Origin of the sequence: Xanthomonas cassavae CFBP 4642, assembly GCF_000454545.1 — a bacterium.
Classification (GTDB): Bacteria; Pseudomonadota; Gammaproteobacteria; order Xanthomonadales; family Xanthomonadaceae; genus Xanthomonas; species Xanthomonas cassavae.
The window spans coordinates 3,559,220-3,583,216 of the sequence record NZ_CM002139.1; the positions used below are offsets into that span (position 1 = coordinate 3,559,220).

Genomic DNA, 23,997 nt, shown 5'->3' on the forward strand with positions numbered 1-23,997 from the left:
AGGCAGTGCAGGCCTACGGCCTGGTACCGGTGAGCTTTTCGCTGAACTGACCGCTTCGACGATAGACGTACAGCGGATCGCGGTGGCTCCGACCAGGCCACCGCGATCCGACTTTCCAAAAGGGCGCGCCGAGTGCTCGGGCGAGATTCCCCGCTGGAAGGGTGGCGAGACTCCCCCTGGAAGAATGACGCAAAAATGCGCCGGCGTTGCTGCGATCGCCTAACGCAGCAAGCTGCGTACTGGTCGCCCCTGCCAGCCGAGACACCAGCACCGTGGGCAAGGCCATGCATCACTTCGTGAACGCTCACGACCTTCATGGCTGCGTGGCGTTGCACAGGCAATCCGGTCATGAAACATCGGACGCGTGGCTTACGGCCAGGCGGCCGCCACGGGCTGCGGCACCGCAGGCCGCAATGCGGCCTCAGGCGCGATGGTAAGGATGGTTTGCCAACATGGCCGCCGCGCGATACAGCTGCTCGGCCACGATCAGGCGCACCAGCATGTGCGGCAGGGTCAACGGGCCGATCGACCAGCTTTCGCTGGCGCTTTTCAGTACATCCGCGGCGTGACCTTCCGGGCCGCCGATCAGGAATGCCAGGTCGCGCCCCTGGCTGCGCCAATGCTCCATGCGCTGGGCCAGTTGCTCTGAACTGAGCGGGCGGCCCGGCACGTCCAGCGCCACTACATGCGCGCTCTTCGGCAACGCCGCCAGCACGCGGCGACCTTCGTCGTCGATGGCGCGTTGCGCGTCGCGTCCCTTGCCGCGCAGGCCGGGTTCGATCTCGACCAGCTCCAGCGGCATCCAGTGCGAGAGACGTTTCTGATATTCGGCAAACCCCTGCGCCACCCAGGACGGAGCGCGTTCGCCAGTGGCGATCAATCGGCATTTCATCGGCACATGATATCCGCGTCACAGCCCGGGCATCCCGCGACGGTTTGTCGTCGCGTGTCATGGTGTGGTTATGGCCGGCAATTAGTGTCGCTCGACCACCCAGCCCGCAGGAGTCGTTCGATGCCGATTTTCGATCCCGCCCGCCGCCAGGTTCTCAAGGGAAGCGCCGCCTTGATGGCCGCTGGCGCCCTTGGCAGCTTGAGCGCCTTGCAATCGCGCCAGGCCCGGGCCGCCACGTCTACGTCGGCGCGACTTGCGCCGGTTCCCAGCCGCTACGGCCCGCTGGCACCGGTGGCCGACCAGAGCACCGGATTGCCGCTGCTGCAGCTGCCGCGCGGTTTCAGCTACCGCTCGTTCGGCTGGAGCGGCGACCGCATGGACGATGGCCAGCCCTGCCCCGACCGTCACGACGGCATGGCCGTGGTCGGCCTGCGCCGGCCCGACTGGCGCCCGGGCAGCGACCCGCTGCGCGGCCTGGAATACGTCTTGATCCGCAATCACGAACGCGGCGCCGGCAGCCCGTTCCGCGCACCGGCGATGTACGACACCGGCATCGTCAGCGGCACCCAGTCCGCCGGCGGCGGCACCACCACGCTGAGTTACGGCCGCCGTGGCTGGGGCAGCCTGGAACCCAGCCTGGGCGGCACCCTGGTCAACTGCGCCGGCGGCCCGACCTCGTGGGGCACCTGGCTGAGTTGCGAAGAGATCAAGACCAATGCGGTGTCCAGCACCGGCCGCAAGCACGGCTACGTGTTCGAAGTGGACCCGGACAGCCACCGCACCACCGGCCGGCCGCTGGTGGGCCTGGGCCGCTTCAGCCACGAGGCGGTGGCGATCGACCCGCGCACCGGCATCGTCTATCTCACCGAAGACGACCGCAACAAGGCCGGGCTGTACCGCTTCATTCCCAACGACCGGCGTGGGCGTAACGGATCGCTGGAGAACGGCGGCCGGCTGCAGGCCGCGCGCGTGCGCGGTCGCCGCAATGCCGATCTGACCGTGACCAGCATCGGCCAGCAATTCCAGCTGGAATGGGTGGATATCGAAGAACCGGATCTGGACAGCATCGCCGCGCCGGCAGGCTTTGCAGATATCGGCGCCAACGACACCTTGAGCGGCCCGTTTGCGCAGGCCTGGGCCGATGGCGCGCTGCGCATGAGCCGCGGCGAAGGCATCTGGTACAGCTACGGCAAGCTGTTCATCGTCGACACCAGCACCGGCGTGGACGCGCAGGGCAGGCGCGGTTACGGCAATGGCGCAGTGTGGGTGCTGGACCTGTTCACCCAGCGCCTGAGCGCGCTGTTTGTCAGCGGCAACCAGCTCGCCGCGCACAACCCGGACAACGTCACCGTGAGCGCGCGCGGCGGCGTGGTGCTGTGCGAGGACGGCGGCGAAAGTCCGGACGAGTACGGCCCGGGCGCACGCCTGCTGGGCCTGACCCGCCAGGGCGAGTCGTTCTATCTGGCCAAGAACAACGTGCAGCTCACCTCGCAGCAGATCGCCAACGCCGGCAAGACGATTGCCGAGGGCGACTACCGCGATACCGAGTTCTGCGGCGCCTGCTGGGACCCGTTGGCGCGCACCCTGTTCGTCAACATCCAGACCCCGGGCATCACCCTGGCGATTACCGGGCCGTGGGAACGCGGACCGTTGTAATGCGGTTGGCGCTGTCTGAGGGCACCACCTTCAGACAGCGCCGCAACCGTGGTGACGTGCGATCGCCTGCAGTGCAGCGCTGGTGGCGCCATCTACCGCCGCCCCGCATCGCGCGCAGGAATACCCACGATTTGAGCGTCCCTATCGCCAAGCGCTCAGCCCACGGCGGCCACCGGCGGCAACTGCAGGCCAGCGCAATGCAGCGCTGCATCAGGGCAATGCGGCGAGGATGCATGATCGCCCCAAGACAGCGCTCGTCAACCTGCACGCCAACGCGCGAGGCAGGCCCCGCTCAGTTGAACGCGAAGCGGCTGCGTTGCAGCTTGAGCCAGCGCTTGACCGCCTGTGCATCGTCCAACGCACGCATCGCGCGCACGTCCCGCCGCAGCTCGCCCACATCGTCGGATACATCCCGCTTGTACTGCGTCAGCAGCTTGTCCAACCGCTCGGGTTTGGGTTGCGTCGGCAGGTCCAGCCCGTACTCGTCGCAAAAATCCATCGCGTGCAGAGTCAGCTGGTGCTTGAGCTCCTTGCACTGACGGTCAAGCTCGCGGTTGTATTCCTGCAGCCGAACAGGGGTGATCGCATCCACTCCCTGCGCATCCAGCAGACCGATCTCCGCCTGCAGTTCGAGCAGGCCTAGCAGATCGTTAGCCTTGTAGGCGGCATTGAGGCGCTGCATGAGTTCGGTACGGGTGGCGTGATCGCTTGCGTCGCTGGCCCGGTCCGGGTGCAGACTGCTGGCCAGCTTGCGATACAGCTCGCGCAACGGAGGCGGCTGCACCTGTACCGCGGCGGCTTTTTCTTCCGAGCGGCGACGCCTTTGCTGGCTGCCCCGCTGTCTGGCCTGCTCGCGGGCATTCTCGGCGTCTGCCTGTGCCTGGTCGAGGCGCGCGTTGACCCGCTCGAAGAGCTCCTCGGGCGAATGCGTGCGGGCGACAGTCCCGCGCCGCCCGCCGCCCCTGGCGCCCGGCTTAGTTGCTGTAGCGCACTGGAGACGGGCACTTCGGGCAGCGTGGCCTTGCGGGGCATGCGATTGAGTTACTCGGAATCGACGACGTCATCGCCCTCGGGCCGCTGGTCGCCCACTGTCCACAGGCGCTCCAGCGCGTAGAACTCGCGCACGCGCGGCAGCATCACGTGCACCACCACGTCGCCCAGGTCCACCAGCACCCATTCGGCTTCGCGCTCGCCTTCCACGCCCAGCGGCATCACATCCAGGCGCTTGGCGAACTTGACCACTTCGTCGGCGATCGACTTGACGTGGCGGGTCGAGGTCCCGGACGCGATCACCATGTAGTCGCAGACGCTGGACTTGCCGCGCACATCGATCTCGACCACGTCCTTGGCTTTCAGTTCCTCGACGGCGTCGCGTACGGTGGCCAACAGGGCCGGCACGGACGGCGGCGGATTCGGAATGGAGGTCTTGATGACTTGGGCTGGACTGGTCAAAGCGGCAACTCGATGGAATTGGCCTGAATTATAGGCCGGTCCGGGCGAACGCGTGTTCAGCTCGCCGGGCGGGCGCAACCGTACAGGCCGTGCTGCGCGATAAACCCCGCCACGGCGGCCGGCACCAGAACCTGCCAGTCGGCGCCGCTGGCGATGCGGGCGCGCACCGCACTGGCCGATTCGCCACGCAACGGCTGCTGCAGTCGCCACAGCCGGCCGGCCGGCGACGTTGCCAGTTGGTCCACGCTGGCCGCCCACCTGCCCTGCACCGCCGCTGCAAGCGCTGGGGAATGGGCCAGATCCAGCGCAGTGCCCGGGCGCGCGGCAATCACCAAATGCGCCAGCCCGAACAGCGCCTCCCACTGGTGCCACTGGCTCAGCTCGACAAAGGCATCGGCGCCCAGCAACCAGGCGATCGGCGTCTGCGGACCCAGCGCCGCGCGTAGCTCGCGCAGCGTATCCACCGTGTAGGACGGCGCACCGTCGGCACGCGCGCGTTGCAACTCGCGAGGATCGAGCCTCAACCCGGGCTGGCCGGCAAGCGCCAGCGCCAGCATCTGCGCGCGCTGCGCAGCGGTGGCGCCAGGCGCGGCACGATGCGGCGGGTCGGCGGCCGGGACCAGATGCATCACCGCACCGAGCGCGTCGCGCGCCGCGCAGGCAATGGCGAGGTGGCCCAGGTGGATCGGGTCGAAGGTGCCGCCGTAGTAAAGATGGAGCTGGGAATCGGGATTCGGGATTCGGGAATCGGAAGAGCCCGGGGCCGCAAGGTGTTCGGCATGGAAGTGTTGCTGTTCCTGCGACCCGGAAGAGCTGGTTGCAAGGCTGGGCTGCGCAAGCTGGTCGGAATGGGCTCGCTGCCCTTCACCTTGCCCTTCACCTTGCCCTTCACCTTGCCCTTCACCTTGCCCTTCACCTTGCCCTTCCCGGGTCCCCGGTCCCGGGTCCCGGGTCCCGGCTCTCCCCGCCCTCATGCCAGCAATCTCACCGCGCGCGCTTCGGCCACTGCGACCAGCAGGCGCTCCAGGCCGACCCAGGCGTCACCGTCGGCGCGGCCCTTGGCCATGCGGTCGACCAGCCCGGCCTCGGCGACAAAGCGCTCCCAGCGGCGCGGTTCGGGGTGGCGCTGCAGCGCGCGCTTGAACGGGGCCTGGCGGGATTCCCAGATGCCCTGCGATTTCATTTCAGCGGCCAGGTTGCCGCCGTTGGCCTGCACCTTGGCCAGCGCGGCGGTGCGCAGCAGCTCCTTGATCAGGATCGGCATCAGCGCGGCGACCGCCTCACCCTCGGCGCGCAGGCCGGCCAGCATGCGGATCACCGCGACCGGCTGGCCCGAAAACACGGTCTCGGCCAAGCGGAACACGTCGTAACGCGCCGCGTCGGCCACCAGCGATTCCATTGCGTCCAGATCCAGCGTCTTGCCGTCGGCCAGCAGCGCGAGCTTGTCGATCTCCTGCGCGGCGGCCAGCAGGTTGCCTTCCACCCGCTCGCTCAACCGCTGCACCGCAGCGGCGTCGGCGCGCAGGCCCTGGCTGCGCAGGCGGCGTTCGATCCAGTCGGACAGTTCGTGCGGCTTGATCGCCCAGGCCACCGCAATGGTGCCGAGACGGCCCACCGCATCGGCCCACTTGCCCTGGTGCGCCTTGCTCCAGTCATTGGCGGTAATCAGCAGCACCACGTCCGGCGGCGGATTGGCGCAGAAACGGGTGATGACCTCGGCGCCGTCCTTGCCCGGCTTGCCGCTGGGCAGGCGCACTTCCACCAGCCGGCGCGGGCTGAACAGGCTGGGCGCGTTGAAGCTGGCGTCGAGCTGGTTCCAGTCGAACTCGCGGCCATCGGCATCGAACACCTCGCGCTCGCTGATGCCTTCGGCACGGGCACGGGCGCGCACGGCGTCGGCGGCCTCGAGCACGCGCAAGGTTTCCGGGCCGGCGATCAGATAGACCGGCTGCAAGGGCTGGTTGGACTGGCCGGCCAGCTGTTCTGGGCGAAGTTCCATGACTACAAACGCGCGTGGGACGGAAACGTAACGGACAGGGCTGCGTCAGCAGCGGTCACCCCGGCAGGGCCGCGGCACGGTAACCGCGACCTGCGCCTGGCGCAGGCCGATGCCGGACACCTGGCGCGGTTGCCCGGCACCTGCGCGGACGGGCTGGTCACCAGCTGCTCAGTTAGTGGACGAGGACGCGGGCGGCAGCGACGCCGGCACGCTCGATTCCGGCGTGGAGGGCTGCACCGGCGGTGTGGCGGCTGGCGGCAGCGGCGCGCTCGGGGTGCTTTCCAGGCCTTCGCCACGCTGCACGCGGGCACGCACCACGCTGTCGATCCGGCGCAGGATCGAGGCAGACATGTCCTTGCGCAGTTCGTCGGCGAGGATCTCGCGCTCGGTGGCAGTACCGGTGGCGTCCACCGGCGGCGACACGTAGTCGCGCGACAGTTCGATCACCTGCTGCGGTACCAGCACCGAACCGTTGGCGGTGGTGAGGGTGAAGATGGCGGCGTAGCGCAGGCTGTATTCCTGTGCACGGCCCTGGCTGTCGATGGCGATCGGCAGGTCGCCCCAGCGTTCGGACAACACCTGCAGCTGCGCAAAGCCGGTCTTGGCCTCTTCCTCGGCCACGGTGGCACCGGCGGCCTTGAGGCCACGGCGCAGCAGCTTGGCCAGCTCGCTGTACTGCACGGCGGACTGCACCTTCACTGCCGGGGTATCGGGTGGCAACGCAAGCGAGTTGCGCAGATGGAAGCCGCAGGCGGTGAGGCTGGAGACCAGGACGAGGGACGCAGCGAACGCAGTAGGAAATCGGATCATGGGCACAGTCTGGAGGAGCGCCCCGGCGGCGGCAACAGGCGGCTAGCCTGACGCAGCCCGCGTGAACGGGGCTTGATAAGGCGCCGCTCCAAAGCGCGGCGCCCGATAAGGACAAACGCGTCGCCACGCGTCATTGCACTGCATCGTCAGACCATCCCCCGCCTGCAGTTGGCCACGCGCCGGCGCAGCCAGTGCCGAACCGCCGCAGCAACCTGACCGACGCATGGTCACGCGCCCGTGCAGTGGCTACCGGAAGGCAGCCGCACCGACAGGCGCAAGCATCAGCCTGCCACGATGTTCACGATTTTGCCCGGCACGATGATGATCTTGCGGATCGTCAGCCCATCGAGGAATTTCGCTGCATTGGGCTCGGCCTGTGCCAGCGCTTCGACCTGTTCGCGCGCCGCGTCCGCCGCCACCTCGATGGTGCCGCGCAGCTTGCCGTTGATCTGCACCGCCAGGGTCAGCGCATCGCGCACCAGGGCGCTGGCATCGGCCTGCGGGAACGGCACGTCTTCCAGCAGCGTCTGGCCGCGGCCCAGCACCTGCCACAGCGCATGGCTGGCATGCGGGGTGATCGGGTTGAGCAGCAGCACCATCGCTTCCAGGGCTTCCTGGCGCACCGCACGGCCCTGCGCACTGGCATCGTCGAACTTGGCCAGCGCGTTGGACAGTTCCATCACCGCGGCGATCGCGGTGTTGAAGCTGTGGCGGCGGCCGTAGTCGTCGCTGACCTTGCCGATGGTTTCGTGGGTCTTGCGGCGCACGGCCTTCTGTTCGGCGCTCAGGCTGGCGGCATCCAGCGCCGCTGCGCTGCCCTCGCCCACATGCTTGTGCACCTGCACCCACAACCGGCGCATGAAGCGTGCCATGCCGTCCACGCCGGCTTCGTTCCACTCCAGCGACTGCTCGGGCGGCGCGGCGAACATCGAGAACAGCCGCACCGTGTCGGCGCCGTACTTGGCTACCATCGACTGCGGGTCCACGCCGTTGTTCTTGGACTTGGACATCTTCTCGGTGCCGCCGATGTGCACCGGCTGGCCATCGGCGATCAACACCGCACCGCTGACGCGGCCGCGCTCATCGCGCTGGATCTCCACGTCGGCCGGGTTGATCCAGTCCTTGCCGCCGTTGTCCGCATCGCGATAGAAGGTGTCGGCAATGACCATGCCCTGGGTGAGCAGATTGGTCACCGGCTCGTCGCTGTCCACCAGCCGCGCGTCGCGCATGAGCTTGTGATAGAAGCGGAAGTACATCAGGTGCAGGATCGCGTGCTCGATGCCGCCCACGTACAGGTCGGCCGGCATCCAGTAGTTGGCGCGGCGGTCGACCATGTCGCGTGCGTTCGGGCTGGTGTAGCGCGCCACGTACCAGCTCGATTCCATGAAGGTGTCGAAGGTGTCGGTCTCGCGCTCGGCCGGGCCGCCGCAGTCCGGGCAGGTGGTCTGGCGCCAGGTCGGGTCGGTCTTGATCGGCGAACCGGTGCCGGCAAATTCCACGTTTTCCGGCAGCACCACCGGCAACTGGTCTTCCGGGACCGGCACCGCGCCGCAGTTGGCGCAATAGATCACCGGGATCGGGCAGCCCCAGTAGCGCTGGCGGCTCACGCCCCAGTCGCGCAGGCGGTAATTGACCCGGCGCTGACCCTGGCCCTTGCGCTCGAAACGCTCGGCCAATGCTTCGAAGGCGCCGCCGAAATCCAGCCCGTCGAACTCGGCCGAATTGATCAGCTCCAGCTCACGGCTCTTGTCGGTGTACCAGTCGCGCCACTGGCTGGCGTCCCAGCGCTGCTCGTCGTCGTTGCGCGGCTCGCGCAGCTTGACCACCTGCACGATCGGCAGGCCGTACTTGTTGGCGAATTCGAAATCGCGCTGATCGTGGCCGGGCACCGCCATCACCGCGCCGGTGCCGTAGCCCATCAGCACGAAGTTGGCCACCCACACCGGCACCTGCTCGCCGCTGATCGGGTGCACTGCGGTCAGGCCGGTGGCCATGCCGCGCTTTTCCTGGGTTTCCAGCTCGGCTTCGGACACGCCGCCGTGCTTGAGCGTTTCCAGCAAGCGCGCCAGCTCCGGGTTGGATCTGGCCGCATGCAGCGCCAGCGGATGCTCGGCGGCGATCGATACGAAGGTCACGCCCATCAGCGTGTCCGGGCGGGTGGTGAACACGCGCAGCGGGTCCAGCGCAGCGCCATTGGTGTCGCGCACGTGGAACTGGATTTCCAGCCCTTCCGAGCGGCCGATCCAGTTGCGCTGCATGGTCTTGACCGACTCCGGCCAGCCGTCCAGCTGGTCCAGGCCGTCCAGCAGTTCCTGCGCGTAATCGGTGATGCGCAGGAACCACTGTGGAATCTCGCGCTTTTCCACCAGCGCGCCGGAGCGCCAGCCGCGGCCGTCGATCACCTGCTCGTTGGCCAGCACGGTCTGATCGATCGGGTCCCAGTTCACCACCGCATTGCGGCGATAGGCCAGGCCCTTGCGCATCAGCCGGGTGAACATGCGCTGCTCGTGCACGTAGTAGTCCGGCGTGCAGGTGGCGAACTCGCGCGACCAATCGATGGCGTAGCCCAGCGATTTCAGCTGGCCGCGCATGTGATCGATGTTGGCGTAGGTCCACTTGGCCGGCGCGGTCCTGTTCTTGATCGCGGCATTCTCGGCCGGCAACCCGAATGCATCCCAGCCCATCGGCTGCAGCACGTTGTGGCCGGTCATGCGCTTGTAGCGGCTGACCACGTCGGAGATGGTGTAGTTGCGCACATGGCCCATGTGCAGCGCACCGGACGGGTACGGCAGCATCGACAGGCAATAGAACTTCGGTTTGTCCGAAGTTTCGTCGACCTGGAAGGCGCGGGTGGCATCCCAGAACTGCTGGGCGGAGGTTTCGACCTGCTGCGGGTCGTAGACGTTCGGTTCGACGGTGGACATTGGGAGCGGATGCTCGGGCGGTGCAAAGCGGTACAGGGTACCGCAGTGCAGCAGGTGCTCCAAACCGTCACCGCAGCGCGGGCGACTTTGCCGGCCAACTCCACGCCGCCACGGCCAGCCAGCCGACCCAGGCCAGGAACGCCAGACGCTGGGCGATGGCCTGCCGCAGCAGGCCGGGCGGGCCGAATGCCAGTACCGCCACCAGCAATCCAGCCGCCAGGCTGAGCCAGGCCAGGCCACGGGTGCCGGGGGCATTGAGCAGCGCGGCGGCGATCAGCAGCATGGCCGGGACGAAGGCCACCGCCCACAGCAGCCAGGCAGTGGCATGCGCCTGGCTGGCACGGCCATCCAGATCGGCAGGATCCAGCGGCAGCATGCCCATGCCGACGAAGGCCAGGCCGGCCAGGACGATCAACTGCCCGCCCACGCGCAGGCTCCAGCTGGCCTTGGGCGGCATGCGCGCCAGCAGGCTGACCCCCGTCGCCATGCCCAGCGCCCCCACCAGCACGAAAGCCAGCAGGTTGAAGCCCAGGGCATGCGGCACACCGGCCGCGCCCAGCAAGGCCACCGGATGGCTGGCCTGCAGATAGCCCGGCAACGTGGCGCCGAAACCGGCCACCGCCAGCACGAACACGCTCGCCGCGACCAGGCCCAGGTAGCGCTGCGCGCCGTCGGTACGTCCCATTGTGCTGCTCCGCATCGGGGCGCCGTGCGCCGTCAGAACGCGGCATTGTCGACCCGGGCGGGCGTGGCGTGAACCCCCGGCCTGGCCTTGTGTCGGCCGGGTTTGCCACCATTACGGTCCACTATTGCCGTCCTTACTTCCAGGAAACCCATGTCCGACAAACCGCATGTATTCGATGTCACCACCGACACCTTCGAGACCGAGGTCCTGCAGAAATCGTTGACGACACCGGTGCTGGTGGATTTCTGGGCCACCTGGTGCGGCCCCTGCAAGTCGTTGACGCCGATCCTGGAAAAGCTGGCCGCCGACTACAACGGTGCCTTCGAGCTGGCCAAGGTCGATGTGGACAAGGAACAGCAGATTGCGGCCGCGTTCCAGATCCGCTCGGTGCCGACCGTATTCCTGGTCAAGGGCGGCGAGCTGGTGGACGGCTTCCCGGGCGCGATGCCCGAGGGCCAGATCCGCGACTTCCTGACCCAGCACGGCGTAGTGCCGGCCGAGCCGCAGGTTGCCGAAGCGCTGCCGCCCGAGGCACCGTTGGACCCGCAGGCGCAGGCCGCCGCGCTGCGCGAGGCGATCGCCGCCGAGCCGGACAAGGACGAGCTCAAGCTGGACCTGGCGCTGGCGCTGCTCAAGACCGGCGACACCGCCGAGGCCGAGCAGTTGATCGACGCCCTGCCCGCCAACCTGGCCACCGACGACCGTGCGGTGCGCGCCAAGGCCCGGCTGAGTTTTGCCAATGTGCTCAAGGACGCTCCCGATGCAGGCGCACTGCAGGCCAGCGTGGACGCCAACGGCGCCGACCTGCGCGCGCGCCATCTGCTGGGCGTGCGCCATCTGCTCGACGGCAACGACGAAGCGGCGCTGGACCAGTTCCTGGAAATGCTGCGGCAGGACCGCAGCTTCGACGACAATCTGCCGCGTCGCAGCCTGATCGACGCGTTCCGCGTCATCGAAGACGAAGATCTGGTCGGCCGCTATCGCCGCAAGATGTCGGCGCTGGTGTTCTGACCGCCGATGACGCAGCGGCGCCATATGGACCCGTAGGAGCGGACCCGGCCGCGACCAGGCATTGCCCGTCAGCCGACAGCGGCGTGTTCCTCGATATCGTGCCGCCGCGGCCGGGTCCGCTCCTACAGCCGCTTTGCTGGAGGCAGCGATGTCTCTGCTCACCGCACACGGACCGCACCCGGCACAATGCCAGCCTCTTCTAGGCCCCTCCTGCCGCGTAGGAGCGGACCCGGCCGCGACCAGGCATTGCCCGTCAGCCGACAGCGGCGCGTTCCTCGACATCGTGCCGTCGCGGACGGGTCCGCTCCTACAGCCGCTTTGCTGGAGGCAGCGATGTCTCTGCTCACCGCACACGGACCGCACCCGGCACAATGCCAGCCTCTTCTAGGCCCCTCCTGCCGCGTAGGAGCGGACCCGGCCGCGACCAGGCATTGCCCGTCGGCCGACAGCGGCGTGTTCCTCGATATCGTGCCGTCGCGGACGGGTCCGCTCCTACAACATAGCCGCTGCTCTGCCTGAGTGCAGCTGCACGACCGCCGATGACGCGCCGTGCGGTCCGGCGCGCCGCACCGTCACGACCGCCGCGGTGTGGCGCCACCACCATACGCATGCGAATGTTATGCTGCGTTTCCACTTCTCCAGGGAATCCGGCCGGAATGCGTGCCCGATTGTTCAAGCTAGGTCTCAACGCATGGCCGCCGTATCTGTTTTCGGGCATCCACGTCACCGTACTGTCGCCTGACTATCGCTACGCCCAGGTGGAATTGCGGCAGCGCCCGTGGAACCGCAACTACGTCGGCACCCATTTCGGCGGCAGCCTGTTCGCGATGACGGACCCATTCTGGATGTTGTTGGTCATGCAGAATCTCGGCCGCGACTATTACGTCTGGGACAAGGCGGGCAGCATCGACTTCATCAAGCCCGGCCGCGGCACGGTGAGCGCGGACTTCGTGATCGATGACAGCCTGCTGGACGACCTGCGCGAGGCCACCTCCGGCGGCGAGAAGCATCTGCGCTGGTTCGAAAACGAAGTGCACAACCGCGATGGCGACGTGGTGGCGCGTGTGCGCAAACAGCTGTACGTCAAGCGCAAACCTGCGCGGTAACCAGCGTCTCGCCGTCGTGCGGCTGCGCCGCAGATCGATCTCCGCACGTGCGGCAATCGATCTGCGCACGTGCCGCGGCAATGCGCCCGCGTCGCCGGATGTGAGCGTCATGTCTGCAAGCGGAGCAATGCGGTGACCACGCTCACACGCTACTCGCTGCCCCATGCGGCCCCTGGGACCTCCCAACTCCCATGGATTGCCCGCATGAAAGCGATCAACATCATCACCCTGGTACTGCTCATCGTTGGCGGATTGAACTGGGGCCTGGTCGGCCTGTTCCAGTTCGATCTGGTGGCCGCAATGTTCGGTGGACAGGATCCGCTGCTGTCGCGCATGGTCTATACCCTGGTCGGCATCTCCGCGCGCTGGCAGCTGGTGCCGTTGTTCCGCAACAGCCACGGTACTGCCTCGCGCCACACCAGTCCGCACGTGCGCAATTCCTAAAACGCGGCATACGGTGGGCGAGCGGCGCTTTGCGTCCGTGCACGCATTGGTCAAGAATCAGGCATCTTCCCGACTGGTTGCCTTCATGCTGCTGCGCACCGTTGCCTCTGCCTGTCTGCTCGCCCTGCTCGTGCCTGCTGGCGCTCATGCGGCCTATCGCAGCCCGCAACAGATACTGGACAGTTCGCCGGCCAGCGCATGGCGCGTGCTCGATCCCGCGCGCACCCTGTACCTGGAGCTGGACAGCGGGCGCGCGATCATCGAGCTTGCCCCGCAATTCGCGCCCGCGCACGTTGCCAATATCCGCACGCTGGCGCATGAGCGCTTTTGGGACGGGCTGAGCATCTATCGCTCGCAGGACAATTTCGTCGTGCAGTTCGGCGATCCGGATGGCGAGACGCCGGGCAAGGCCAAGTCCCTGGGGTCGGCCAGGACACATCTGCCGGCCGAATTCGAACGCGCCTCGCAGGGCCTGAAGTTTCAGCGCCTGCCCGACAGCGATGGCTGGGCGCCGCAAGTGGGCTTCGTCGACGGCTTCCCGGTCGGGCGCGACCCTGCCAGCGGCAAGACCTGGCTGGCGCATTGCTACGGTACGCTGGGCGCGGGCCGCAACAACGATGAAGACAGCAGCATCGGCGCCGAACTGTATGTGGTCACCGGGCAGTCGCCGCGCCAGCTGGATCGCAACATCACCGTGGTCGGCCGCGTGGTCAAGGGCATGGAGCTGCTCAGTGTGATCCCGCGCGGGCCAGATCCGATGGGCTTCTATGCAGATGCGTCGCAACGCTCGCCGATCCGCGCGATCCGCCTGGCCAGCGAAATACCAGAACCCGAGCGCACCCCGCTGCAGCTGTTGCGCACCGACAGCCAGACCTTCCGCGAAGTGGTCGAGGCACGGCGCAATCGCAAGGACGATTTCTACAAACGCCCGGCCGGGCATATCGATCTGTGCAATGTGCCGCTGCCGGTGCGGGCGCCACCTGCTGGTTGAATCGGGAATCGGGAATCGCAAGAGCGAGTCGCGTCTGCTCAGCGGGCGCGCTGGCTGAAGGCGACGCTGCCCAGTATCAGCGCTGCGGCCAGCAGCATGGTCCAGGTCAGCGGTTCGCCCAGCAGCGACCACGCCAGCAGTGCGCCGAACACCGGCACGAGGTAGGTCACGGTGGATGCACGCGCCGGGCCGATGCGCTGGATCAGGCGGTAATACATCAGGAACGCCAAGCCGGTGCAGACCACGCCCAGGGCCGTTGCGCAGGCCCAGGCCACTGCGGGCACCGGTGTCGCCGGCCATTGCCACCAGGCAAGTGGCGCCAGCAATAAGGCGCTAAACCCCAGCGTGGAAGCTGCCGATGCGGCAGGCGGCAGATCGCCCATGTGGCGCTTCACCAGGTTATAGCCGATGCCGTACAACAGCGAGGCAGTGGCGCCGGCCAGTGCGGCCGGGCCCACGCTCAATCCGGCCGATTTGCCCGTCGCCAGCACCAGCACGCCGATGAATCCGACCAGCAAGGCCAACGCGCGGCGCGTGCCGATCTTTTCGCCGAAGAACAGGAACGCGATCAACGCGGTGAACAACACCGTCATCGCATTGCAGATCGCACCGACAGCGGCGGGCGCGTGCTGCGCGCCCCAGGCGAACAACAGAAACGACAACGCGGAATTCAACACGCCGATGGCGGCCAGCATCGGCCACCGGTGCAGCGGGAAGCGTTCGCGCGCCAGCCACAGGAACGGCAGCAGCACCAGCGCGCCCAGCGCCAGGCGAATTTCCACCAGCACCACCGTGCCGAACTTGGGTGCGGCCACGCGCATGAACAGGAACGAGCAGCCCCAGACGATGCCCAGGAAGCCCAGCTCGAGCGGAGTGCGCCACTCGCGTGCTGCAACAGCCGGCTGCATCGAGGGCTGTGCGCTCATCGCCGCGCTCCGGTGGCGTGCCGCGATGTGCTGCAAAGGCAAAGGACAACATCCGGCAGGTACACAGGCATGGCACGATCATCGCGATGGGAGGGTGCAGCATCGGCTGCGGCCGCAGGCGCGACAAGCGCGTAGTATCGCAGCCAGCCACAAATCTGACTCATGCCTGGATGAACCTGCGCCCCACCCTGTTGCCCGCGCTGGGCGTGTTCGCCGCGGCCGCCCGCCACCAGAATTTCGCGCACGCGGCCGGAGAGCTGCACCTGACCGCCAGCGCGGTCAGCCACCATGTGCGCAAGCTCGAAGCGCTGCTGGGCGTCACCTTGTTTCAGCGGCTGCCGCGCGGAGTCAAGCTCACCGCCGAGGGGCGCCAGCTGGCCGATGCCGCCTCCGCCGCATTGGCCGAGATCGCGGCGGTGGCCGGCAACCTGCATCCGCGCGAAGACGCCATTCCGCTACGCGTCACCACATTGCGATCGCTGTCGTATTGCTGGTTGCTGCCGCGGTTGCCGCGCTTCTGCCACGCGCATCCGCACATCCGCCTGGACCTGCAGTCGGACCCGGCATTCTCGCGGTTCGAAGAAGGCGGCCCCGAGCTGGGCATTCGCTATGGACAGGGCGCCTGGCCCGGATTGACCTCGCAGCACCTGATGGACGACGAGCTGTTTCCGGTGGCATCGCCATCGCTGCCGGAAGTGGCCGCGCTGCGCACCGCCGCGCAGATCGCGCAGTTGCCGCTATTGAGCGACATGTCGCCGCAAGGCTGGCGCGACTGGTTCCGCGCCGCGCAGGTGCGCGGCACCACGCTGCCGCCGATGCACACCTTCAACGACAGCACCGACGCCATGCGCGCGGCCGTCTACGGCCTGGGCGCGGTCCTGGCGCGCAAGCACATCGCCCAGCCCTACCTGCAGCGCTACGAACTGGTGCGCCTGCCCGGGCCCACGCTCAAGGCGCGCTACGCCTATTTCATCGTGCACCCCAGCCACCGCGAGCCCAGCCCCACCGCTGCGGTGTTCATCGACTGGCTCAAGCGCGAAGCCCTGGACGAGCGCACGCCGATGCCGGCACTGCCCGCCGAGCTGGTGACATTGCCGCCGAGCGAAGGCGCGCGGGAGCTGCGGGGGCCTCGGAATTCGCGTAAGGCATCGGCGGCGGATTGAAGCAACACTGAAATCCTGGCAGTGCGTGAAACATCTCGCTGTCTCTTCGGCCCGCGGGACAGTGTCCTGCCTCATGGCCAGGCCACCATCGCCAGCCTGACCGAGCTGCTGCCGGCCTCGGTGACCGCCCTGCTGCAGGCCACGCCGCTGGCCACCAACGATGTTCCCACCGAGTCGCTCTCTCTGCATGTCAGGCCGGAGAGCTGGAAGCAACGCGCCTGCAGCCGCGCGCGCCGTTGGAGCGGCCGGCTGCGGCAGGCGCTGCCGCGGGTGCGTCGGCCCGGGTTTGCCGCCACGCGCCTGGGCGTGCCGCAGGCAGCCCGCTGCAGGGCTGCCTGCCGATGCATTGCTGCGCGGCCAGCTCGGCGAGGCCGTGCATTTCGAAGACAGCCACCAGCTGGAGCTGGACACGCGCCAGTTGCGCAGCGACAGCCTGCAGGGCGTGCTCTGCGATCTGCTGCAGGCGTTCGTGGATCCGCCGCCGAGCGGGGTGAGCGGATTGATGCGGCTGCGCAACCTGATGGTCAAGCCGCTGGGGCTGCGTACCTCGCGCCTGGGCTGCCCGGTGTCGTCCTTGCTCGATCCGTCTGCAAAGCAGCTGTTCGCCGGGCGCTTCCCGGTGCTGGCGCAACGTCGCGATGCCGATGGGCAGCAGGTCCAGGCCGTCCTCGGCGCCGACGACACGCATCTGCGCTTTCGTTCCTCGATCGGGTTGCGCCGCATCGGCGACCATCGCATCGTGCTGACCATGGCCATGCAGGTGAGCTGCCGCAACTGGCGGGGACGTCTGTACATGGCCTCCATCCATCGCGTGCATTACCATTACATCGTGCCGAGCATGCTGCGCGCCGCAACGCAGCGCCTGCTGCATGCAGAACAGGCGGCAAGCGATGCCTGGCTGGCGCATTCGCTGTGAACGGATGCGGCGGCGCCATCACCTCGTTTTGTCCTCGCGCTGCCTAGGCTTGGGGTCCCCGATTCCCAGGACACGTCCATGCCCACTCTTCGCCTGCGTATCACCGGTACCGACGACGACGCGCGCGCCATCGCCAACCTGCTGCAGAGCATCGAAGGTATCGAGCACGTAGAAGAAGTCGACGACCTGATGCCGCACTTGGACGACGATGATTCCAGCTCGGCCGGCCTCTCCGACGATGAAGGTCCGGGCAGCCACGAATTCGAAGTGGATGCCGGCAACGAAGCCACCGCGCAGAAGGTGCGCGACGCAGTGCAGGAACTGGCACTGCAGCTGGATGTGTTCGTCGAATACGAATACGACGAAGGCTGAGCATCGTGTCGGGGGGCCGACCAACGCATGCGCGCATCGCTACGCTGCAGTCGGCGGCAGCCTCTGATTTCATTTTGCATGCGCCGCCTGCAAGGTGCAGACGGCGCATCCGCACTCGAGACCCCTGTTTAGCGCAACTGGCCTACCCGACATAACGCGTCACGCGTCATGTCCGGGCCACCGCGTGCTGGTTCAGGACATCCGGCGGCGCCGTTGGCGCCAGCGCCAGGCTGGCAGCGCCAGCCAGCCGAGCACTGCGGCAACCACGCCCACCGGCAGCAGCGCCGCCACCGCACGAATCACGAATGCCACGCTGGCCGCGAACACCTGGCCGAACTCTGCTGCCGCCTCGGCGATCTCGCCCCTGCCCTGATCGCCCCCGGTACTACTGAAGTGCAGCATCAGCAACTGGGTGCGCACGCGACGTTGCTGTTGCGCCGCGTCCTGCTGGGTCTGTTGCGCCTCGGCCTCGATGTCGGCCAGGCGCTTGGATACCCGCCAGCAGGTCGCCCACTGCCAGATCACGGCGTTGCTGCAGCTCCAGCAGCCGCGCGTGTTCCTTCTGCAGCCGCGCCTGCGCCAGCCCAGTATCGGCAATCTGCTGGGCCAGATCCTCGGCGCGCGTGCTGCGCGCGGCCACATCCCCGTGCTGGCCGGCCAGTTGCACCATCGGTTCAACGCCCTCGGGCACCAGCCGCACGCTGACGCTACCGCCAGGATCGCGCCCGCCATTCTGCTCCACCGTCAGCAGTGCGCAGGTGCCGTATTGCGCGTTCTGGCAGGCGCTACGCACCGCGGTGATGCGCTCGCCGATCTGATCGGCAGGCAGTTCGATGCGGACATCGTGTTCATAGGCCAGTGCCGCACCGGAGGGAACCGGCGCCGGCGGTGCCGCAGCGCCGCCATCCGCAGCCATGTCGCCCTGCGGCCGCGCGCAGCCCGCCACCATCCACCCGATCAGCAACAGCGCCGCATACCGCGGCATGCCGGGCCTCACAGGCGGGCCCCATCGACCTTCTGCACGCTCAGCGTGGACAGATCCAGGTCGGGAATGCAGCGCACGTTGACGGCGACATTGGCTTCCCCGGTCTTGGGGTTGGCGCCCTCGCTGAACGGCGCAATGCCGCACGCTGCGCAGTAGTGATGCGCAATATGCTGCCGATTGAAGCGATAGCTGCCCAACTCCTGCGCGACCGCGTGCAGCTGCAACTGTGAGCGCGCGCCAAACCACAGCAGCCCGCCGCGACGGCGGCACAACGAGCAGTTGCAATCGTAGACTTCGGTGATCGGCACATCGGTTTCGAGCTCGAACGCGATGCGTCCGCAATGACAGCTGCCGGCGTACTGCATGGGTTTGCTCCTTGGAAAAGGATGCGATTGGGACATGACTCAGGAACCATGGACCGTTGTCAATGCACCACCGGCCCTGGGTGAGGCCAGCTGCAGTGCCGCTGCGGCAACAGCATGCGGTCGCGCCCGCCTGATCGGGTCGGGGACTGCTCGGTGGCCACTCTAAACCAATGGCGGATGCGAACGGGCGCACAGATCCCTATGCTGGCGGTTTGCTCTTACCAGGATCCACGATGCGTCAACGCCTGCTTGTGCTCGCCCTGCTTGCCGGCCTCGGTGCCTGCCAGCAACAGCCCGAATCTCCGCGCACCGATGCCACTCCCGCTGCCGGCGCGCAGGATGGACAGACCCCGGATACGCGGTTTGCCGCGCTGTCCAAGCGTGCACTCGGCACCTGGATGCAGCTGTCGCCGGTCACTGCCACGCAGACTGGCGACCACCGCTTCGATGCGCAGATCGACGACCTCAGCGACGGTGGCCGCGAGCGCGGCCTGGAAGCCAACAAGACCTTGCTGACCGAACTGGACGCGGTCGATGTTGCCAAGCTCTCGCGCGAGAACCAGGTGGACGCCGCCATCCTGCGCAATCAGCTGCAATCGGAGATCTGGAATACCGAGGTGCTGCAGAGCTGGGCCTGGGATCCGCAGGTCTATAACAGCCTGGCCGGCAGCGCCCTGTACGGGCTGATGGCGCGCGAATTCGCACCGCTGCCCGAGCGCCTGAGCGCCGCTACCCAACGCATGGAAAAGATTCCCAGCATCTTTGCGCAGGCGCGTGCCAACCTGGACCCGGCACGCGTGCCGAAGATCCATGCAGAGACGGTGGCCAAGCAGAACCAGGGCATCCTCAGCATCGTCGATACCTTCATCGCGCCCAACATCAGCCAGCTGGGCCCGATCGAAGCGGCGCGCGCCCAAGCGGCCATCGACAACCTGAAGAAGGCCGTCGCCGAGCAGCAGACCTGGCTGGACACCGTGCTGGTGCCCAACGCCAAGGGCGACTTCCGGGTCGGAGCAGACAAGTACGACCAGAAGCTGAAGTTCGCGCTGCTGTCGTCGCTGTCGCGTGCAGACATCAAGCGCCGTGCCGAGTCCGAACTCAAGCGCGTGCGGGGCGAGATGTACGGCATTGCGCGCACCGTGCTCAAGGACAAGCCCGGCGCTCCCAAGCTGCCCGAATCGCCCAACGACGAGCAGCAGCAGGCCGCGATCGAGGCGGCGCTGGAACTGGCCTACGCCGACAAGCCCGCGCGCGACAAGGTGGTTGACGAAGCCAAGGCGGCGCTGGCGCAGTCCACCGAATTCGTGCGCCAGAAGGATTTGATGACGCTGCCCGATTCGCCGGTGGACATCATCCTGATGCCGGAATTCCAGCGTGGCGTGGCAGTGGCCTATTGCGATTCGCCCGGCCCGCTCGACAAGAACCTGAAGACCTTCTACGCGGTGTCGCCGATTCCCGACGACTGGAACGACAAGCAGGTCGACTCGTTCCTGCGCGAATACAACACCCGCATGATCCACCTGCTGAGCATCCATGAAGGCACGCCGGGCCATTACCTGGAAGGCTGGCATTCGGCCAAGTTCCCCTCCACGCTGCGTGCGGTGCTGCGCTCGGGCATGTTCGCCGAGGGCTGGGCGGTATACACCGAGCGCATGATGCAGGAACAGGGCTATCTGGATAACGACCCGCTGTTCCACCTGGTGCAGTTGAAGTTCTACCTGCGTACCATCGCCAATGCCATCCTCGACCAGGGCGTGCATGTGGACGGCTGGGATCGCGACAAGGCGATGCACCTGATGACTCACGACACCTTCCAGCAGGAAAGCGAGGCCTCCGGTAAATGGGTGCGCGCACAGCTGTCGTCGGCACAGCTGCCGACCTACTTCGTCGGCGTGCAGGAGCATCTGGATACGCGCAAGGCGGTGCAGGAGAAGCTGGGCAAAGACTTCAACCTGAAGGCCTACCACGACAAGATGCTGTCCTATGGTGCGCCGCCGGTGCGCTTCGCGCGCGAACTGATGCTGGATCAGCCGATCGAGTGATGAATCCCCTTTTCCCATCAGGACATTGTCCCCCTTCATGGGGGAGAAGCTGCCCCGCAGGGGCGGATGAGGTACGGACGAAACCTCGTGTGGCACAACTGACGAGTGGCTTCGCCCCGTACCCTCACCCCAACCCCTCTCCCGTCGGGAGAGGGGCTTGCCGCTGCAGGCGAACGAAGGACTGCAGTTCTTCCTTCTCCCGCGCGCGGGAGAAGGTGCCCCGCAAGGGCGGATGAGGGGCGCCTTGCGAAGTTGTCACCGCCTGCGCGGTCCAACGTGTCGCCACATGCCTCCAGAGGACACACCAAGTGGCTTCGCCCCGTACCCTCGCCCCAACCCCTCTCCTGCAGGAGAGGGGCTTGCGTCATTGCTTATGGAAACTCTGAACAACTCCCCCTGATCCTGCGACAATCGCACAGAGGCACCAGGACGATGACGATGCAACTGACCTTCGGCGACGCGGAGTACAACAGCAAGCGCAAGCGGACNGCCGAAAACGGCAAAAAACCGGGGGTTTGAGCGCCCTCAGCGCGGCGGATGTGGCGTGTTTCGTTTTCCGGCTGCGTTGATCAGACCATCCTTATTGCGCTCGCAAGCGGTGAACGCGCACTCCCCTGTCACGCGGCTCTCGCACACAGCATCCCGTCACGCATCGGCCGCAACAAACCCACCCGTCTGTCGCGCCCACAGGCGCGCATACAGCCCGCCGTGTGCGATCAGCTCCGCATGCGTGCCGGTCTCGACGATGCGGCCGCAATCCATCACCACCAGCCGGTCCATGCGCGCGATGGTCGAAAGCCGGTGCGCGATGGCAATCACCGTCTTGTTGCCCATCAGCGCGTCCAGGCTGTCCTGGATCGCCGCCTCCACTTCCGAATCCAGTGCCGAGGTCGCCTCGTCCAGGATCAGGATCGGTGCGTCCTTGAGCAGCACGCGCGCGATCGCAATGCGCTGGCGTTGACCGCCGGAGAGCTTGACCCCGCGCTCGCCCACGTGTGCATCGAAGCCGCGCCGGCCCTCGCCGTCCACCAAGGTCTCGATGAACCCCTCCGCGCGCGCCTTGCGCACCGCGTCCAGGATCTGCGCTTCGCTGGCCTGCGGCCGCCCGTACAGCAGGTTGTCGCGGATCGAGCGATGCAACAGCGAGGTGTCCTGCGTCACCAGGCCGATCTGCCCGCGCAGGCTTTCCTGCGTGACCCGCGCGATGTCCTGCCCGTCGATCAGGATGCGCCCCTGTTCCAGGTCGTACAGCCGCAGCAGCACGTTGACCAGGGTGGACTTGCCGGCGCCGGAGGGCCCGACCAGGCCGATCTTCTCGCCGGCGCGCACCTGCAGGTCCAGCCCGGCGATCACGCCGCCGCGCTTGCCGTAATGGAAATGGATCTGCTCGAACTGCACCTGCCCCTGGGAGACGCGCAGCGGCACTGCATCGGGCGCATCCTGCACCTGCACCGGCTGGGAGATGGTCTGCATGCCGTCCTGCACGGTACCGATATCTTCGAAGATGCCGTTGACCGTCCACATGATCCAGCCGGACATATTGTGGATGCGGATCACCAGCCGGTGGCCAGGGTGATGGCACCCACACTGATCTGGCCGCGACTCCACAGCCATAGCGCCAGCGCGCAGGTGCCCACGATCAGGAAGCCGTTGGCCATGGCGATAGCGGTGTCCATCGCGGTGGTCACCCGCGTCTGCCCGCGATGCTTGACCGCCAGTTCGTCGATGGCATCGCGGACGTAGGCTTCTTCGCGGCCGGCATGCGCGAACAGCTTGAGCGTGGAAATATTGGTGTAGCCATCGACGATGCGCCCGGTCGCCTTGGAACACGCGTCCGACGCTACCCAGGCACGCGCCTTCATGCGCGGCACGAAGAACGCCATCAAGGCGACATACACCACCAGCCAGATCAGCAGCGGTGCCATCAACCACGGGTCGGCCTGGGCAAACAGCCACAGCGCACTGCCGGTATAGACCACGATGTACCACAGCGCATCGACCATCTGCACCGCCGATTCGCGCAACGAGGTACCGGTCTGCATCACCCGGTTGGCGATGCGGCCGGCAAAGTCGTTGTTGAAGAAGCCCAGGCTCTGCCGCACCACGTAGTTGTGCATCAACCAGCGCGAGCGGTTGCTCAGGCCGGGGACGATGGCCTGGTTGACCAGCAGATTGTGCAGCCCGGTAAAGAACGGCCGCGCGATCAGGGTGATCGCTGCCATCCACGCCAGCTCGCCGGCATGCCGGCGGAAGAAGTCCGGCCCCGGACGCTCGGTGAGCATGTCGACGATGCGGCCCAGGAAGTCGAACATCGCCACTTCCACCAGCGCCAGCAACAGCCCGGCGATCAGCGTGGCCAGCAGGATCGGCCACAACGGACGTAGGTAGTGCAGATAAAAACGCCACACATTGCGTGGCGGCATCTCCCGCTCGATGGGCGGAAAGATATCGATCAGGGATTCGAACCAGCGGAACATTGCAGCCATATCGCGAGACACCGGGCACCCAGGCTAGCCGATCAGGCGTCAAGCCGCAGTGCGGTGCCTGCTCAGCCGACCCTGGCTAACCGCGCTTGGTCGCGGATGCGCATCAGCAGCCGATTGATCTCCGCCACATCGAACTGCGCCGGGTCGAAACGCCCGCCGAGCGTGGCCACCTCCTGCACATGCTGCGGGTGGTCCGGGTCGGCCATGATCTGCAGGAAGGCCTGATAGTCGTCGATGCCGCCACTGCTCTCCGGCGGGCAGGCATTGGCACCATCGAGACAGCGCGCCACGCGCAGGCCTGCATCCGGCGGCAATATGGCTTGCACCTGCAAGCGGTGATGCCAGCCCGCACCGGCACCGTAGAAATACGCAAACTCCTCCAACTCGCCCACCGCGCTTTGCAACGTGACCCTGGCAGCATGCTTGAGCCGTGACCGCTCCGGCACATCCAACCCGGCCTCACCATAACGCCCGCCACCGAGATCGAACTCGTACGGGTGCACCCCGCTCCACCCCATCAGCGTGTGCAGCACGCGGTGCACGGTCGCCAACCGTAATGATCCGGCTACCAGCACACGGCGCCACACCAGCGGCGCACTGCCTTCCAGTGCGATACGCAGTTGGTAAATCGGCACCGGCGCCTGCACGGCCTGCTGCGCGGCTTTCTTTTTCCTGATTAGCCCTGACCATCAGCCGCCTGTCGCAGGATCTGCGCCGCGCTGGGTGGATGCTGCTGTCACCTGAAGCCAACGAGGTGGCGTGATGAGTATCA

The 23,997-nt window shown here is 67.0% G+C and carries 19 protein-coding genes and 3 pseudogenes; 9 read left to right on the plus strand and 13 right to left on the minus strand.

Going from position 1 to position 23,997, the window contains the following annotated elements:
• Nucleotides 1–421: 421 nt before the first annotated feature.
• Nucleotides 422–892, minus strand: coding sequence for a 23S rRNA (pseudouridine(1915)-N(3))-methyltransferase RlmH (rlmH, locus tag XCSCFBP4642_RS0115720; RefSeq protein ID WP_029220639.1), 471 nt, complete (start codon nucleotides 890–892; stop codon nucleotides 422–424).
• Between the two features lie 120 nt (nucleotides 893–1,012).
• Here rlmH and XCSCFBP4642_RS0115725 point away from each other — a divergent pair, with 120 nt between their 5' ends.
• Nucleotides 1,013–2,548: an alkaline phosphatase PhoX gene (locus XCSCFBP4642_RS0115725; protein WP_029220640.1), complete on the plus strand. Its 1,536-nt coding sequence runs from the start codon at nucleotides 1,013–1,015 to the stop codon at nucleotides 2,546–2,548.
• Between the two features lie 292 nt (nucleotides 2,549–2,840).
• Here XCSCFBP4642_RS0115725 and XCSCFBP4642_RS24995 read toward each other — a convergent pair whose 3' ends face one another.
• The 7 genes from XCSCFBP4642_RS24995 to XCSCFBP4642_RS0115760 all read right to left on the minus strand — a co-directional run bounded on the left by XCSCFBP4642_RS24995 (nucleotide 2,841) and on the right by XCSCFBP4642_RS0115760 (nucleotide 10,418).
• Nucleotides 2,841–3,332: a J domain-containing protein gene (locus XCSCFBP4642_RS24995; RefSeq protein ID WP_029220641.1), complete on the minus strand. Its 492-nt coding sequence runs from the start codon at nucleotides 3,330–3,332 to the stop codon at nucleotides 2,841–2,843.
• Nucleotides 3,333–3,589: 257 nt separating this feature from the next.
• Entirely contained in the window at nucleotides 3,590–4,000 is a 411-nt protein-coding gene (rsfS, locus tag XCSCFBP4642_RS0115735) for a ribosome silencing factor (RefSeq protein ID WP_029220642.1), read from the minus strand.
• A 56-nt stretch (nucleotides 4,001–4,056) separates the two neighbouring features.
• Nucleotides 4,057–4,974 (minus strand): nicotinate-nucleotide adenylyltransferase, encoded by a 918-nt coding sequence (nadD, locus tag XCSCFBP4642_RS0115740; RefSeq protein WP_029220643.1) that lies wholly within the window; start codon nucleotides 4,972–4,974, stop codon nucleotides 4,057–4,059.
• Nucleotides 4,971–5,999, minus strand: coding sequence for a DNA polymerase III subunit delta (holA, locus tag XCSCFBP4642_RS0115745; RefSeq protein ID WP_029220644.1), 1,029 nt, complete (start codon nucleotides 5,997–5,999; stop codon nucleotides 4,971–4,973). Before holA ends, nadD begins: the two co-directional genes overlap by 4 nt.
• 168 nt (nucleotides 6,000–6,167) lie before the next feature.
• Nucleotides 6,168–6,809, minus strand: coding sequence for an LPS-assembly lipoprotein LptE (locus XCSCFBP4642_RS0115750; RefSeq protein ID WP_029220645.1), 642 nt, complete (start codon nucleotides 6,807–6,809; stop codon nucleotides 6,168–6,170).
• Nucleotides 6,810–7,090: 281 nt separating this feature from the next.
• Nucleotides 7,091–9,733 carry a leucine--tRNA ligase gene (gene leuS, locus XCSCFBP4642_RS0115755; protein WP_029220646.1) on the minus strand — a complete coding sequence of 881 codons (2,643 nt, stop codon included), beginning with the start codon at nucleotides 9,731–9,733 and terminating at the stop codon, nucleotides 7,091–7,093.
• Between the two features lie 67 nt (nucleotides 9,734–9,800).
• Nucleotides 9,801–10,418, minus strand: a complete 618-nt coding sequence (locus tag XCSCFBP4642_RS0115760; RefSeq protein WP_029220647.1) for a DUF998 domain-containing protein — start codon at nucleotides 10,416–10,418, stop codon at nucleotides 9,801–9,803.
• A gap of 150 nt (nucleotides 10,419–10,568) precedes the next feature.
• Between XCSCFBP4642_RS0115760 and trxA the strand changes: the two genes are divergently transcribed.
• The 4 genes from trxA to XCSCFBP4642_RS0115780 all read left to right on the plus strand — a co-directional run bounded on the left by trxA (nucleotide 10,569) and on the right by XCSCFBP4642_RS0115780 (nucleotide 13,970).
• A complete protein-coding gene (trxA, locus tag XCSCFBP4642_RS0115765) occupies nucleotides 10,569–11,429 on the plus strand; it encodes a thioredoxin (RefSeq protein ID WP_029220648.1) in 861 nt (286 codons plus the stop codon).
• Between the two features lie 656 nt (nucleotides 11,430–12,085).
• Nucleotides 12,086–12,535 (plus strand): DUF4442 domain-containing protein, encoded by a 450-nt coding sequence (locus tag XCSCFBP4642_RS0115770; RefSeq protein WP_029220649.1) that lies wholly within the window; start codon nucleotides 12,086–12,088, stop codon nucleotides 12,533–12,535.
• A gap of 204 nt (nucleotides 12,536–12,739) precedes the next feature.
• On the plus strand, nucleotides 12,740–12,979 hold the full coding sequence (locus tag XCSCFBP4642_RS0115775; RefSeq protein ID WP_029220650.1) for a DUF378 domain-containing protein: 240 nt from the start codon (nucleotides 12,740–12,742) through the stop codon (nucleotides 12,977–12,979).
• 85 nt (nucleotides 12,980–13,064) lie between these two features.
• Nucleotides 13,065–13,970, plus strand: coding sequence for a peptidylprolyl isomerase (locus XCSCFBP4642_RS0115780; RefSeq protein ID WP_029220651.1), 906 nt, complete (start codon nucleotides 13,065–13,067; stop codon nucleotides 13,968–13,970).
• Nucleotides 13,971–14,008: 38 nt separating this feature from the next.
• On the opposite strand, the gene XCSCFBP4642_RS0115785 is transcribed toward XCSCFBP4642_RS0115780, so the two are convergent.
• Complete coding sequence (locus tag XCSCFBP4642_RS0115785; RefSeq protein WP_029220652.1) at nucleotides 14,009–14,896, minus strand: DMT family transporter; 888 nt, start codon at nucleotides 14,894–14,896, stop codon at nucleotides 14,009–14,011.
• A gap of 170 nt (nucleotides 14,897–15,066) precedes the next feature.
• Here XCSCFBP4642_RS0115785 and XCSCFBP4642_RS0115790 point away from each other — a divergent pair, with 170 nt between their 5' ends.
• The 3 genes and pseudogenes from XCSCFBP4642_RS0115790 to XCSCFBP4642_RS0115800 all read left to right on the plus strand — a co-directional run bounded on the left by XCSCFBP4642_RS0115790 (nucleotide 15,067) and on the right by XCSCFBP4642_RS0115800 (nucleotide 17,347).
• Entirely contained in the window at nucleotides 15,067–16,059 is a 993-nt protein-coding gene (locus XCSCFBP4642_RS0115790; protein WP_029220653.1) for a LysR substrate-binding domain-containing protein, read from the plus strand.
• Nucleotides 16,060–16,134: 75 nt separating this feature from the next.
• Nucleotides 16,135–16,975 (plus strand): annotated as a pseudogene (locus tag XCSCFBP4642_RS27270) (DUF2867 domain-containing protein); the annotation flags it as partial.
• A 78-nt stretch (nucleotides 16,976–17,053) separates the two neighbouring features.
• Entirely contained in the window at nucleotides 17,054–17,347 is a 294-nt protein-coding gene (locus XCSCFBP4642_RS0115800; RefSeq protein ID WP_029220654.1) for a hypothetical protein, read from the plus strand.
• A 192-nt stretch (nucleotides 17,348–17,539) separates the two neighbouring features.
• Here XCSCFBP4642_RS0115800 and XCSCFBP4642_RS25010 read toward each other — a convergent pair.
• Both XCSCFBP4642_RS25010 and XCSCFBP4642_RS0115810 read right to left on the minus strand, forming a co-directional pair.
• Nucleotides 17,540–18,332 (minus strand): annotated as a pseudogene (locus XCSCFBP4642_RS25010) (DUF4349 domain-containing protein).
• Between the two features lie 8 nt (nucleotides 18,333–18,340).
• Nucleotides 18,341–18,697 carry a GFA family protein gene (locus XCSCFBP4642_RS0115810; protein ID WP_033898447.1) on the minus strand — a complete coding sequence of 119 codons (357 nt, stop codon included), beginning with the start codon at nucleotides 18,695–18,697 and terminating at the stop codon, nucleotides 18,341–18,343.
• Nucleotides 18,698–18,930: 233 nt separating this feature from the next.
• Here XCSCFBP4642_RS0115810 and XCSCFBP4642_RS0115815 point away from each other — a divergent pair, with 233 nt between their 5' ends.
• Nucleotides 18,931–20,739, plus strand: a complete 1,809-nt coding sequence (locus XCSCFBP4642_RS0115815) for a DUF885 domain-containing protein (RefSeq protein WP_029220656.1) — start codon at nucleotides 18,931–18,933, stop codon at nucleotides 20,737–20,739.
• A 645-nt stretch (nucleotides 20,740–21,384) separates the two neighbouring features.
• Here XCSCFBP4642_RS0115815 and XCSCFBP4642_RS25015 read toward each other — a convergent pair.
• Both XCSCFBP4642_RS25015 and XCSCFBP4642_RS0115830 read right to left on the minus strand, forming a co-directional pair.
• Nucleotides 21,385–23,216, minus strand: a pseudogene (locus tag XCSCFBP4642_RS25015) (ABC transporter ATP-binding protein).
• Between the two features lie 71 nt (nucleotides 23,217–23,287).
• Nucleotides 23,288–23,902, minus strand: coding sequence for a plasmid pRiA4b ORF-3 family protein (locus XCSCFBP4642_RS0115830; RefSeq protein ID WP_033898448.1), 615 nt, complete (start codon nucleotides 23,900–23,902; stop codon nucleotides 23,288–23,290).
• Nucleotides 23,903–23,997 lie beyond the last annotated feature (95 nt).